We start from the raw sequence: 12,473 nt of genomic DNA on the forward strand, positions 1-12,473 counted from the left end.
TAACAGCACCGCTACGTGTCGCGGGCCAGCTGAATCTGCTTCTTGATCTCCCGGTAGGCCGCGACTCGCGATAGCACCCGGTCTGCCGCCGAGTCCGCGGGCGTGACGTCCGGGGTGGCCTCGATCCCGTAGAGCATCGCGCTGAGCTTGCCGTGCAGTTCGGCGCGCTGCTCGGCGGTGCGCGCGTCGTCGCGTTCCTTCTGCAGGGACGCGTCGACGAGTCGGGCTTCCTTGGCGCACCTTCCGATCAACTCCACGCGTTCGATCGCGGTGGTCTCCAAATTTTTCGCGGCGGCCTTGGCCTCCGCGAGCAGCTTGCGATCATCGGCGCTGGGATCAGCCAGGGCGGACAATTCGCCGGCGACCTTGTTCAGCGCAAAAGCCTTCTGGAAACCCGTCGCGATCGCCGCGATGTCTGCGGTGAAATCGATGTCGCCCAGCCACCCCTCGCGGGCGGCCTCGGAGGCCGCGATCTTCCTCACCGCCGATTGTGCGGACTCGACTCGGGCGGCGTTCTTCTCGCCCATGGTGTCGATGCGTTGCTGTTTTTCTCTGCGGATCTTTTCTTCGCGGTCGCGCTTGGCCTTGGCCGCGTCGGCCGCGCGCTGCTTGCGAGCCTGCTCCTCGGCCTCGAGCATGTTCTTGTGGACGGCCTTGCCGATGGTGACCCCGATCCATACCACGACGGCGATTGCAGCCGTGACCCCGAGAAAGATCCAAACCTCCTTCGGGATCACCGCGATCAGTATGAAGATGGCGAATATGCCAGCGCCGACTCCGCCGGACTCCTTACCCCTCGCCATGAACGATCCCCCCTACTCGCCCGCGGCCCCTGCCGGCGGTATGGACGGATGCTAGCGGGGCACTGGGACAACCCACCCGCAGTTAGCTGCGGCCGGCACAGGTCTGTCGCGCCGACCGGCCGAGCCTCGGCGCCCCGATCGGCCAACTCCCGCCATGCCCAGCCGGGAATCACGATCTTCGAGTTTTCGGTCCAGCGCGCCCACGGCAAATCACCTCCTGACGAGGGTGTAACAGGCTACATGGATAGACTCCTGGAATGTTTCCCCGGCGTGCCGCGCGTCGTTCGGCCCTGTTGGGTGCATCGGCACTGGTCCTCACTGCAATCCCGCTGGCCGTGCCCGTAGCTCCGTCGGCCGCCGCCGAAGACTGCCCGGTCGCCGAGGTGGTGTTCGCTCGCGGCACCGACGAACCAGCCGGCATGGGCCGCGTCGGTGAGGCCATGGTCAACTCGCTTCGGCGGCAGACCGGCGGCTTGGCTATCCGGGCTTACCCCGTGGATTACAAGGCCACCATTACTCAGCGGCATAGCGGCGCGGGTGCCAAGGACGCGATCGACCGCATCCGATCGACCGCGGACTCCTGCCCCGACACCAAGATCGTGTTGGGCGGCTATTCGCAGGGCGCAAGTGTGATCAACATCGTGGCCGGTTTCGACGGTGTCAATTGGGGCGATCCACTGCCGCGTAAGTACATGGACAACGTTGCGGCGGTCGCGACGTTCGGCAACGTCGCGGGCCGCACAGGTGGGTCGACGTCGACCCAGGATTCACCGCTCGCCACCAAGGCGATCGACTTGTGCCATCCCAGCGACCCGATTTGTCACGACGGCCCGGGCAACTCCTGGAGCGGGCACACCGAGGGTTACATCCCGCTGTACACCGATCGGGCGGCGGCGTTCATCGCGGCTGCTGTGCTGACCCACGGAGCGCCTAGCTACGGTTCGCAGCCGTCCTATGCTCCACAGACCGAATACGGTCAGGCGCCCGGCCCGCAGCAGCCCAGAACCGTCCGTCCGGTGCCCCCCGTGCCGACTCCGACGGTGCCTGGCCCGTACTACAGCGGCGGCTTGATCTAGTACTTTGTCTCGCGACCACCGCCTGCCGGCGTGGTGAGTTAGCAGTAGGCGTCGGCGGCGCCCCGGTTCTCCCGACGTACCAGCGGCACAAGATCGCGCGAGACCTCATCGGCGTCAGCGGACACCGGAGGGCTCCATCCGATCTCCCAGGATCAACGGGGCCAGCCGTTCGGCCGATCGCAGCCCCCGCGCCGACGTCGACCACAGGCCCATCGCCACGATCAGCACGCCCAGCACTACGCAGATGAACCAGAGCGGCCGCGCCGCGACGGCGAAGTCAGTACCGCCCTGCGCCAGGGCCGAACCCGCGACCGAACCGCACAGTGCCACACCGATACTCACCCCCACCTGACGGCTGGTCGAGGTCACCGCCGAAGCCGCCCCAGCCCGGTCGGTCGGCATCCCACTGACGGCGGCATTGGTGATCGGCGCGTTGACCATCGAGAAGCCGATACCGAACACCGCGAAGACCATCAGCAGCCACCACAGCGGCGTGGCGGCGTCCAGAGCGGTGAGCATGCCGGCCGCGGCCGCGATCAGCACCCCGGCGGTCACCAGCGACGGCCGAGCACCGTAGCGGCCCACCAGGCGACCCGACAGCGGGGAGAAGACCAGTGCACCGATCGCGATGGGCAGGTAGATCAGGCCGGTGTGCATCGCGGAGTAGCCGCGCTCGCCCTGCAGGTACAGCGACATCATGAACAGGAAGGCGCCCCAGGCGGCGAAGGCGCTGACGGCGTTGATGGTCGCGGTGGCGAACGGGATGCTGCGGAAGAACCGAAGGTCCAGGAACGGGTCGACCCGCCGGGACTCGTAGGCCAGGAACGCGACGAACGCCGCGACCGCGGCGACGGCGGTCCCGACCACCCGCGGATGTCCCCAGCCCAGCACCGGACCCTCGATCAGTGCGTAGACGGTGCCGAACAGGAGCAGGATCGCCAGGCCCTGTCCCACGACGTCGACGTTGCGCATGGTCGTCGATCTGGACTCGGGCACGAACACGGCGGTCAGCACCAGGGCGGCCGCGCAGATCGGCAGGTTGATCCAGAACACCGAGCGCCAGCCGATGGTGTCGATGAGCAATCCGCCGACGATCGGACCGAGCGCCATCGAGATTCCGACGACCCCGCCCCAGACACCCAGGGCCCGGGCGCGTTCCACCGGTTTGGTGAAGATCTGCGAAATGATGGACAGAGCAACTGGGTTGAGCATCGAACCGCCCACCGCCTGCACGAAGCGCGCGCCGATCAGCGTCTCGATAGTCGGCGCCAGGCTGCAGGCGAGGGAGCCGAGGGCGAACAGTGTCAGCCCGATCTGAAACACCTTCCGGCGCCCGAGGCGGTCTCCGGTGGCCCCGGCCAGCATCAGCAGCGAAGCCAGCACCAGGGTGTAGATGTCGATGACCCACTGCAGCTGCGCGGGCGTGGCGGCCAGATCGGTGCGGATCGACGGGATCGCAACGTTCACGATCGTCGCGTCCATCGAGACGATGAGCAGGCTCAGGCAGCAGGAGAACAGGATGACGGCCTTGCGTCGTGGGGTCATCGCCTCGACGGGTGCAGTCACCGGAGGATTGTGAAACTACAACTGTCCTGGCGCAAGCTGTCGGGCATTACCCGGTGCCGCGCAGGTGTCGTCGGTGCCCTAAGCGGCCTGTCGGTGGTCGATCTTAGGCTCGACGCCAACCGTGCAGGAGGCCGGAGAATGAAGATCCTGGTAGCAACAACACTCACCCAGGGCGCCCGCGACAACGACTACAACTACTGCGTCCCGGGGGAACTCCTGTGGGTTCAAGAACCCTGCGACCGAGACCAGCGTGACCCCGACGGCGGTTGCGGATGCGGCCGCGGTTTCGCCGGTGCCGCATCGCACCGTGCGACTACCACCGCGCAGGTCATCGCGGCCGATTTCACCCACGACGAGCTTCTGGTTGCGATGCAGACGAGTCTGGCCGACGGCGGCTGGCCATCGGACTGGGCTGTGGAAGTCGTCGAGGACAACCTGATGATCGCGTCGGGATTTCCGGTCGGAACCGTCATCGAGCGGCGACTCTACGAGTTCTCGCCTCGGACAGGTTAGGCACGGGAGCCGGTAAAGCATCCCGGCACCTGGCCGCCAATGGAAAATGGCCCCCAGGCTTGTTGCCTGAGGGCCATTTTCGTTAGTAGCGGGGACAGGATTCGAACCTGCGACCTCTGGGTTATGAGCCCAGCGAGCTACCGAGCTGCTCCACCCCGCGACGGGTAAACACCAGGTTACCCACCTATCGCCAGGAGTCCAAATCGGGTGCTCAGCCGTGGTTTTCGGGCTCTTTGGAACGGTGCTGATCGATGCGCGCGCCCAGCGCCGAGACTGCGGTTTGATACGCCGCATCGGCCCCGCGGCATGTCGCGGATGAAACCGCAGTGTCGAGTCGCCACAAGGCATCCAGGGGGCCACCACGGGGGCATACCGGGCGAGGGGCCGATCCCGCCACCACCGCTTCACTGCCGAAGACGGGCGCGAACGTGCGCAAACTACGGGATTTCGGCGGCGTGTCGGCCGGGGACACGCCCGCTCGCGGCAAGGGGGCGGCAAGGGGGCGGCGCGCTCGCGCTTGGGTGCGGAGGCGACCTCCGCACCCAAGCGCCAGGTGAAGCTATCCGGCGCTGTCGAACTTGGTCATCGCGTCGTCGAGGCGTTGCAGCGCTTCGCCGTACTCGGCGAAGTCACCGCTCTGCTGCGCCTGACGCACCGCGTCCATGGCTGCCCCGATCTCCTGCAGCGCCGCGGCTTTCGGTCCGCTCAGCTGTTGCGGGACACCGTCGGTCGCCGGCGGTACCGCCGCGGCCGGGGCCGGTGTGCTCGGCCGTCCCTCCGCGGGCGGAGTGCCCGCGGGCGGTGTCTGCTGAGCCGCCGGCTGACCGCCACCAGGGGTGCTCGGAGCCATCGGTGCGGGTCCGACCGCGGTGGCGCCGGCACCGGCACCGAAGATCTGGTCCAGTGCCTCACGCACCGTCGGCGCGTAACCCACCTTGTCGCCGTACATCATTGCGACCCGGATCAACCGCGGATAGGTGGACGCGGCGTCGGCCCGGCCGGGTGAGGCGTACACCGGCTGCACGTAGAGCAGGCCGCCGTGGCCCACCGGCAGCGTGAGCATGTTGCCCCACTGGATGCGGTTCTGGCCGTCTCGACCGATCTGGCCGAGGTGCTCACTGACCGAGGTGTCGGTGTTGATCGCACCGTGGGCCAGCGATGGACCACGCACCTGGCCCGGAACCGTCAACACCGTGAGCTGACCGTAGTTCTCCGGGTCGGAGTTGGCGCTGATGAACGACGCCAGATACTCGCGGTTGAGCTGGTTCATCGCACTGGTCAGCTGGAACGCCGCCGAGTTGTCCCCCTCGGTGGGGCTGTTGGCCACCACGTAGTACGGCGGCTGGAAGGTGCCCTGTCGGATCGGGTCCTGCGGCACGTTCCAGAAGTCGGACGTCGAGAAGAACGTCACCGGATCGTCGACGTGGTAGCGGGCCAGCAGCGAGCGCTGGACCTTGAACAGGTCCTCGGGGTAGCGGAAGTGCTGTGCCAGGGAATCGGAGATCGCGCTGTTGGGCTGGATGGTATCCGGGAACACCTTCATCCACGCCTGCAGCACCGGATCGCTCTCGTCGTGCGCGTACAGCGTCACCGTGCCGTCATACGCATCCACGGTCGCCTTCACCGAGTTGCGGATGTAGGACACCTGCTTGTCGGGTACCAGCCGGTTGTTGACGCTCGGCGTGGTGGAGTCGGCCGTCGCGCTCGAGAGCACCGTCAGCTCGGAGTACGGGTAGTTGTCCAAGGTGGTGTAGCCGTCGATGATCCACTTGATCCGGCCGTCGACGATCGCCGGGTACAGCATCGAGTCGGTGGTCAGCCACGGCGCCACCGCCTGCACCCGCTCGGCGGGATCGCGATTGAACAGGATCTTGCTGTCCGGCCCGATCACGTTGGAGAACAAGAAGTTTCGCTCCGCGAACTTGGCGGCGAACAGCGACCGCGCCACCCAACTGCCCAGCGGGACACCGCCGGAACCGGTGTAGGTGTAGTTCTTGGTCTCGGTGTTGGTCTCGTAGTCGTATTCGCGGTCGACGCCGTTGCTGCCGACGATGGCGTAGTCGGCCGGCGCGGAGGCGATGATCGGCCCGTAGTAGATCCGGGGCTGCTCCAACTCGGCGGGCCCGGGCGAGACGACGGTGCCGTTGGCCCCGACGACGCTGGCCAGGAACTCCGGGTAGCCGCCATTCTGGTTGGGGTCGTTGGCGATACCGCGCACGGTGTTGGCCGGCGAGGCGATGAACCCGTTGCCGTGGGTATAGACGCTGTGCCGGTTGATCCAGTCGCGCTGGTTGTCGATCAGCCGGGCCGGGTCGAGTTCGCGGGCGGCGACCACGAATTCGCGGATATCGCCGTTGGGCATCCGGTAGCGGTCCATCGACAGCTCTTCGGGGAAGGCATAGAAGTTCTTGGCCTGCTGGAACTGCGTGAACGCCGGGCTCACGATGCGCGGGTCGAGCACACGGATGTTGGAGATCGTCGCGCTGTCGGCGGCCACCTGCTGCGCCGAGGTGGGTGCGTCACCGCTGTAGTCGCGGTAGGTCACCTTGTCGTCGGTCAGACCGTAGGCATCCCGGGTCGCGGTGATGCTGCGGCTGATGTATTCGCTTTCCTTCTGCGCGGCGTTGGGCTTGACGCTGAACTGCTCGACCACCAGCGGCCAGCCCGCGCCGACCACCACCGAGGACAACAGCAGCAGCACCAGTCCGATGGCCGGGATCCGCAGGTCGCGCAGCACCAGCGCGGAGAACACCGCGACGGCGCAGATGACGGCGATGGCCAGCAGGATCAGCTTGGCGGGCATCACGGCGTTGATGTCGGTGTAACCGGCGCCCGTGAACGGCTTGCCCGCCCGGGTGTTGCTCAACAGCTCGTAGCGGTCCAACCAGTAGGCCACGGCCTTGAGCAGGACCAGCACGCCCACGATGGCGACCAGCTGGATGCGCGCGGCGCGGGTGACCGCACCCTCGCGACCCGACAACCGGATGCCGCCGAAGATGTAATGGCCCACCAGGTTTGCCAACAACGCCAACACGATCGCGACGAACAGGTAGGACACCACGAGCCGCAGGAACGGCAGTTCGAACGCGTAGAAGCCGAGATCCTTGCCGAATTGCGGGTCGGTCACGCCGAAGTCGCCGCCGTGCAGGAACAGCTGCACCCGCACCCAGTAACTCTGGGCGACGAGACCGGAGAGCAGACCGATCAGCACCGGGATGCCGATGCCGATGAGCTTGGGCTGCGAGAGCACCGCCGTGCGGTACCGGACCACCGGGTCGTTGGGCCCGCTGGCCGGCACGAAGACCGGCCGGCTGCGGTAGGCCAGCATCAGCCCGATGAACACGATGGCGCCCACCAGCAGCGCCGCCACCAGGAACACGGCAAGCCGGGTGAACAGCACCGTGGTGAACACCGAGCGGTACCCCAACTCGCCGAACCACAGCCAGTCGACATAGGTGTCGATGAACCGTGGACCGACGAGCAGGAGCACGACGGCCACCGCCCCGATGACGATGAGGCCCCGGCTACGCCGAGTAAGGCTTGGCATCTTTGCGGCAGGCCGCATACCCACGTGTGAACTCCCGGTCAGAGCGGATTAGTTGGTGCCAACTGTACGCATGCGTTTCGCACCGGCCGCCAGTGACCGTTCTAACAATGCGGCGGTTCGCCACCAGCTGAAAGCGTTTCCAGCGCGTCCACGGCCGAACCGAGGTCGTCGACTTTCACCAGCTGCATGCCGTCGTGTTTTGCCGTACGCGCCTCCGCGCAGTTGTCGGCGGGCACCAAGAACACCGTGGCACCGGCGTCGTGGGCAGCGGCCAGCTTGTGCGTGATGCCGCCGATGCTGCCGACCTTGCCATCCCCGGCGATGGTGCCGGAGCCGGCGACGACGCGGCCGTCGTTGAGTTCGCCGGGGGTCAGCTTGTCGATGACGGCAAGGCTGAAGATCAACCCGGCCGACGGCCCACCGATGTTGGCCAGGTTGAAGTCGACGGTGAACGGCGCCCACGGGGCATCGCGCACCCCGACCCCCAGGAAGCCGTAGTCGCGGTCGTCGTTGGCGCCCAGCGTGATGTTGGTGGTGCCGGGCGCCTCGTTCTTGCGGCGGTAGTCCACGACGATGACGTCGCCGGGCTTGGTGTGCTCCAGCAGCGAGGTGAACGCCTCCACGGTGGCCACGGGCGTCCCGTTGACGCCGTCGATGGCGTCACCGGGCTGCAACTTGTCCTTGGCTGGCCCGTCGTCGGAGACGGTCTCGACGGTCACCGCCTTCGGGTAGTCGAGGAAACCCAGCGCCGCGAATGCCGCGCTGTCTTCGGAGTTCTTGAACTCCGCCTGATTGGCCTTGTCGATGTCGTCACGCGTCTTCTCCGGCGGATACACCAGATCGCGCGGGAGCAACTGCTCGCGGCCCGAGAGCCACAGCGTCAACGCCTGGCCGAGGGTCAGGGCGTCGCGCTGCGACACCGTGGTCATGTTCAGCTGACCGGAGGTGGGTTCGGTCTCGGTGCCTTCGATCTGGACGACGGGTTTGCCGTCGAAGTCGCCGAGGGTGTTGAAGATGGGCCCGGGCCCCAGGGACACGAACGGGACCGTGACGGCCGCGAGTAGTACGCCGAAGGCGAGGATCGGCACGAGCGCCACGACCAATGTCAGAATCCGCCTGTTCACGCCGCCAAGAGTAGACGCGGCGGTTCACTGACAGCGTGACCGCCGACCGCACGAACGCCGATGGCGATGAGTACCGTTGAGATATGGCCGACATGCCCTTCGGGTTCTCCCATGGAGACGATCCCGATCGAGACAAGAACAAGAAGGATCCCAGCGGTTCGGCCGGCGGTCCGGCGGACCCCTTCGGCCTGGGTTCCGGTGACATCGGTGACCTCGGTCAGATCTTCACCCGGTTGGGCCAGATGTTTTCCGGTGCGGGCAGCGCGATGGCGGGCGGGTCCGGATCCGGTCCGGTCAACTACGACCTCGCACGCAAGCTGGCCGCGAATTCGATCGGGTTCGTCGCACCCATCCCGCCGGCGACGGCCAACGCGATCGCCGATGCGGTGCGGCTGGCCGAGACCTGGCTCGACGGATCCACCGCGCTGCCCGCCGGCACCACCAGCACCGTCGCCTGGACCCCCACCGAGTGGATCGATCACACGTTGGAGACCTGGAAGCGGCTGTGCGACCCAGTGGCGGAACAGATTTCGACGGTGTGGGCCTCGGCGCTACCCGAGGAGGCCAAGGCCATGGCCGGCCCGTTGCTGTCGATGATCTCGCAGATGGGCGGCATGGCCTTCGGTTCGCAGCTGGGGCAGGCGCTGGGCAAATTGAGCAAGGAAGTGCTGACCTCGACCGATATCGGGCTCCCGCTGGGCCCCACGGGGGTCGCGGCGTTGCTGCCGCAGGCCGTCGAGGAGTTCTCCGCCGGACTCGAGCGGCCGCGCAGCGAGACCATGACGTTCCTGGCGGCCCGGGAGGCCGCGCATCACCGGCTGTTCAGCCACGTGCCGTGGTTGTCGAGTCAGCTGTTGGGTGCCGTGGAGACCTACGCCCGGGGCATCCAGATCGACATGAGCGGCATCGAGGAATTGGCGCAGGGCTTCAACCCGGCGTCGATGGCCGACCCGGCTGCCATGGAGCAACTGCTCAATCAGGGCATCTTCGAACCGAAGGCCTCCCCCGAGCAGACGGCGGCGCTGGAACGCCTCGAGACGCTGCTCGCGCTCATCGAGGGCTGGGTGCAAACCGTGGTGGCCGACGCGCTGGGTGAGCGGATTCCGGGCGCCGAGGCGCTCGGGGAAACCCTGCGCCGGCGCCGGGCCAGCGGCGGTCCGGCCGAACAGACCTTCGCCACCTTGGTCGGGTTGGAGTTGCGGCCCCGCAAGCTCCGGGAGGCCGCCACGCTGTGGCAACGCCTGACCGAGGCCGCCGGGATGGATGTCCGCGACACCGTGTGGCAACACCCCGACCTGCTGCCGACCGCAGCCGACCTCGACGAGCCGGCGGGCTTCATCGACCGCATGATCGGCGGCGACACCAGCGGGATCGACCGGGCGATCGCCGACCTGGAGAAGCAGTTGCTCGCCGCGGACGACGATGCGGGGCGAGGAACGAGCCCAGCTGAGGAGCCGCGAGATCAGACCGCGGACGACGATGCGGGATCGGACGACGAGCGCGCCGACGGGGACGGTTCCCCGGACCGGTAGGCCTGTGGACGGGTGAGCCCGCCTGACCGGGCGGGCGTGCCAGAGTCTGCGCATGACGCAGCTGTTCAGCCTCGATCCGGCGATGCCGGTGCTGGTGCGACCCGATGACGCCGTGCAGATCGGCTGGGACCCACGCCGGGCGGTGCTGGTACGCCCGCCCCGCGGGCTGACCGCCGCGGCGTTGGCCGACGTGTTGCAGACCATGCGCTCCGGGACCGACCTGGACCGGCTGCGCGCCGAAGCGGCCCGCCACGGCGCCGTGGACGCCGCCGAATGCGCCGAGCTGGTCGCCGCGCTGGTCGCGTCCGGGGTCGCGCACCTGGGTGCGACCGCGCACGGTCGCAGCACCGCGGTCCGGGTGCACGGCCGGGGACCGCTGAGCGATCTGCTGGTCGAGGCGCTGCGGGCCACCGCCGTACGGGTCAGCCACAGCAGCCAGCCGCATGTCGTCGTGCGGGCCGAGCGCACCGACCTGGTGGTGCTCAGCGACTACCTGGTGGCCGACCCGCGGCTGGTCCGCGATCTGCATTCGGCCGGGATGCCGCACCTGGTGGTCCGGGTCCGCGACGGCACCGGATTGGTGGGCCCGCTCGTCGTCCCCGGCATCACAAGCTGCCTGACCTGCGCCGATCTTCATCGCAGCGACCGCGACTCGGCGTGGCCGGCGCTGGCCGCGCAGCTGCGCGACACCGTCGGCGTGGCCGACCACTGCACCGTTCTGGCCACCGCCGCGCTGGCGTTGGGTCAGGTGCTGGCCGTCGTGAGGGCCGTGCGGACGGCCGAAACCAACGCGGTGGTGCCGGCGGCTCCGCAGACCTTGTCGGCGACGCTGGAATTCGACGTCGGTGCCGGCACGATCGCGACGCGGCGCTGGCCGCGACACCCCCGATGCGCCTGTTGAGAACGCTTGTTGCCACATCGATGCAGAAGCACTCGGGTTCGTGGTGGATGATGGTCGGGTGGCAGAGATTAGGCGCGGTGGTATGGCGCGCAATGCAAAGATCGCGGGACTGGCCGGCGGAATGGCGGGCCGGGCAGCGCTGGGCTTTGGCAAACGGCTGACCGGAAAGTCGAAAGACGAGGTCAACGCCGAACTGGTGGAGAGTGCCGCCCATCAGTTGTTCACCGTGCTCGGCGAACTCAAGGGCGGGGCCATGAAGGTGGGCCAGGCCCTGTCGGTGATGGAGGCCGCCGTCCCCGAACAGTTCGGCAAGCCCTACCGCGAGGCCCTGACCAAACTGCAGAAGGACGCCCCGCCGCTGCCGGCGGCCAAGGTGCACCGCGTGCTGGACGCGCAGCTGGGCACCAAGTGGCGCGAGCGGTTCCAGTCGTTCGACGACGCCCCGGTGGCCTCGGCCAGCATCGGGCAGGTGCACAAGGCGGTGTGGTCCGATGGCCGCGAGGTCGCCGTCAAGATCCAGTACCCGGGTGCCGACGAGGCGCTGCGCGCCGATCTGAAGACCATGCAGCGGCTGGTCGGCGTGTTCAAGCAGCTCGCACCCGGCGCCGACATCCAGGGCGTCGTCGACGAGCTGATCGAACGCACCGACATGGAACTGGACTACCGCCTCGAGGCCGACAACCAGCGGGCGTTCGCCAAGGCCTATGACGGCGACGACAAGTTCGTCATCCCACACATCGTGGCCAGCGCCCCGAAAGTCGTCATCGCCGAGTGGATCGAGGGCATCCCGCTGTCCCAGATCATCCGGGACGGCACCCAGGAACAGCGTGACCTGATGGCCACTCGGCTCTTCGAATTCTGCGACGACGCACCGCGACGACTCGGGATGGTGCACGGCGATGCGCATCCCGGCAACTTCATGCTGCTGCCCGAGGACAAGATGGGCGTCATCGACTTCGGTGCGGTGGCACCGATGCCCGGCGGCTGGCCCGTCGAGCTCGGACAGATGCTGCGCTACGCGGTGGACAAGGACTACGACAAGCTGCTGCCCACCATGGAGAAGGTCGGGTTCATCCAGAAGGGTGAGAAGGTCTCGACCCGCGAGATCGACGACATGCTGCGCCAATACGTCGAACCGCTCGAGGTGCCGGTGTTCCACTATCGGCGCTCCTGGCTGCAGCGGATGACCAACGTCGAACTCGACCGGGCCGCCGGCCAGATCAAGGCCGCCCGACAGATGGACATCCCGGCCAAGCTGGCGATTCCGCTGCGGGTCATGTTGTCGGTGGTGGCGATCTCCTGCCAGCTCGACGCGCATGTGCCCACCCGGCGCATCGCCGACGAGATGGTGCCCGGCTTCGCCAATCCCGACGCGGTGTAGCTGCTCGCCGAGAGTTGCCCTGTTGTACGC

The 12,473-nt window shown here is 67.6% G+C and carries 9 protein-coding genes and 1 tRNA gene; 5 read left to right on the top strand and 5 right to left on the bottom strand.

Features of this window, described 5'->3' with window-relative positions; translation table 11 throughout:
- Positions 1-11: 11 nt before the first annotated feature.
- On the bottom strand, positions 12-803 hold the full coding sequence (locus RCP80_RS17405) for a hypothetical protein (RefSeq protein ID WP_308478863.1): 792 nt from the start codon (positions 801-803) through the stop codon (positions 12-14).
- A 257-nt stretch (positions 804-1,060) separates the two neighbouring features.
- Between RCP80_RS17405 and RCP80_RS17410 the strand changes: the two genes are divergently transcribed.
- Positions 1,061-1,879, top strand: a complete 819-nt coding sequence (locus RCP80_RS17410; RefSeq protein WP_308478864.1) for a cutinase family protein — start codon at positions 1,061-1,063, stop codon at positions 1,877-1,879.
- 114 nt (positions 1,880-1,993) lie between these two features.
- On the opposite strand, the gene RCP80_RS17415 is transcribed toward RCP80_RS17410, so the two are convergent.
- Positions 1,994-3,424, bottom strand: coding sequence for an MFS transporter (locus RCP80_RS17415; RefSeq protein WP_308482900.1), 1,431 nt, complete (start codon positions 3,422-3,424; stop codon positions 1,994-1,996).
- 30 nt (positions 3,425-3,454) lie between these two features.
- Here RCP80_RS17415 and RCP80_RS17420 point away from each other — a divergent pair, with 30 nt between their 5' ends.
- Positions 3,455-3,958: a DUF7715 family protein gene (locus RCP80_RS17420; RefSeq protein WP_308478865.1), complete on the top strand. Its 504-nt coding sequence runs from the start codon at positions 3,455-3,457 to the stop codon at positions 3,956-3,958.
- An 86-nt stretch (positions 3,959-4,044) separates the two neighbouring features.
- Here the strand turns inward: RCP80_RS17420 and RCP80_RS17425 are convergent.
- The 3 genes from RCP80_RS17425 to RCP80_RS17435 all read right to left on the bottom strand — a co-directional run bounded on the left by RCP80_RS17425 (position 4,045) and on the right by RCP80_RS17435 (position 8,629).
- A tRNA-Met gene (locus RCP80_RS17425) sits at positions 4,045-4,118 on the bottom strand.
- A 399-nt stretch (positions 4,119-4,517) separates the two neighbouring features.
- Positions 4,518-7,529, bottom strand: a complete 3,012-nt coding sequence (locus RCP80_RS17430) for a UPF0182 family protein (protein ID WP_308478866.1) — start codon at positions 7,527-7,529, stop codon at positions 4,518-4,520.
- 77 nt (positions 7,530-7,606) lie between these two features.
- Positions 7,607-8,629, bottom strand: coding sequence for a YlbL family protein (locus RCP80_RS17435; protein ID WP_308478867.1), 1,023 nt, complete (start codon positions 8,627-8,629; stop codon positions 7,607-7,609).
- Between the two features lie 83 nt (positions 8,630-8,712).
- On the opposite strand from RCP80_RS17435, the gene RCP80_RS17440 reads away from it, so the two are divergent.
- Genes RCP80_RS17440 through RCP80_RS17450 form a run of 3 tightly spaced genes read left to right on the top strand, consistent with a single transcriptional unit; the run spans position 8,713 to position 12,443 of the window.
- Positions 8,713-10,161 carry a zinc-dependent metalloprotease gene (locus tag RCP80_RS17440; protein WP_308478868.1) on the top strand — a complete coding sequence of 483 codons (1,449 nt, stop codon included), beginning with the start codon at positions 8,713-8,715 and terminating at the stop codon, positions 10,159-10,161.
- 52 nt (positions 10,162-10,213) lie between these two features.
- Positions 10,214-11,062: a bacteriocin biosynthesis cyclodehydratase domain-containing protein gene (locus tag RCP80_RS17445; protein ID WP_308478869.1), complete on the top strand. Its 849-nt coding sequence runs from the start codon at positions 10,214-10,216 to the stop codon at positions 11,060-11,062.
- A 43-nt stretch (positions 11,063-11,105) separates the two neighbouring features.
- The gene (locus RCP80_RS17450; protein WP_308482901.1) at positions 11,106-12,443 is read left to right on the top strand and encodes a macrolide-binding ATPase MABP-1; all 1,338 of its coding nucleotides are present in this window, start codon (positions 11,106-11,108) and stop codon (positions 12,441-12,443) included.
- The last annotated feature ends 30 nt before the right edge of the window (positions 12,444-12,473 follow it).

The organism is Mycolicibacterium sp. MU0053 (assembly GCF_963378095.1).
GTDB lineage: Bacteria > Actinomycetota > Actinomycetes > Mycobacteriales > Mycobacteriaceae > Mycobacterium > Mycobacterium burgundiense.

What these genes read in the sequence shown, in the direction of transcription:
- RCP80_RS17405 (WP_308478863.1), bottom strand. Translation starts at nt 803, where the DNA reads ATGGCGAGGGGTAAGGAGTCCGGCGGAGTCGGCGCTGGCATATTCGCC.
- RCP80_RS17410 (WP_308478864.1), top strand. Translation starts at nt 1,061, where the DNA reads ATGTTTCCCCGGCGTGCCGCGCGTCGTTCGGCCCTGTTGGGTGCATCG.
- RCP80_RS17415 (WP_308482900.1), bottom strand. Translation starts at nt 3,424, where the DNA reads ATGACCCCACGACGCAAGGCCGTCATCCTGTTCTCCTGCTGCCTGAGC.
- RCP80_RS17440 (WP_308478868.1), top strand. Translation starts at nt 8,713, where the DNA reads ATGGCCGACATGCCCTTCGGGTTCTCCCATGGAGACGATCCCGATCGA.
- RCP80_RS17445 (WP_308478869.1), top strand. Translation starts at nt 10,214, where the DNA reads ATGACGCAGCTGTTCAGCCTCGATCCGGCGATGCCGGTGCTGGTGCGA.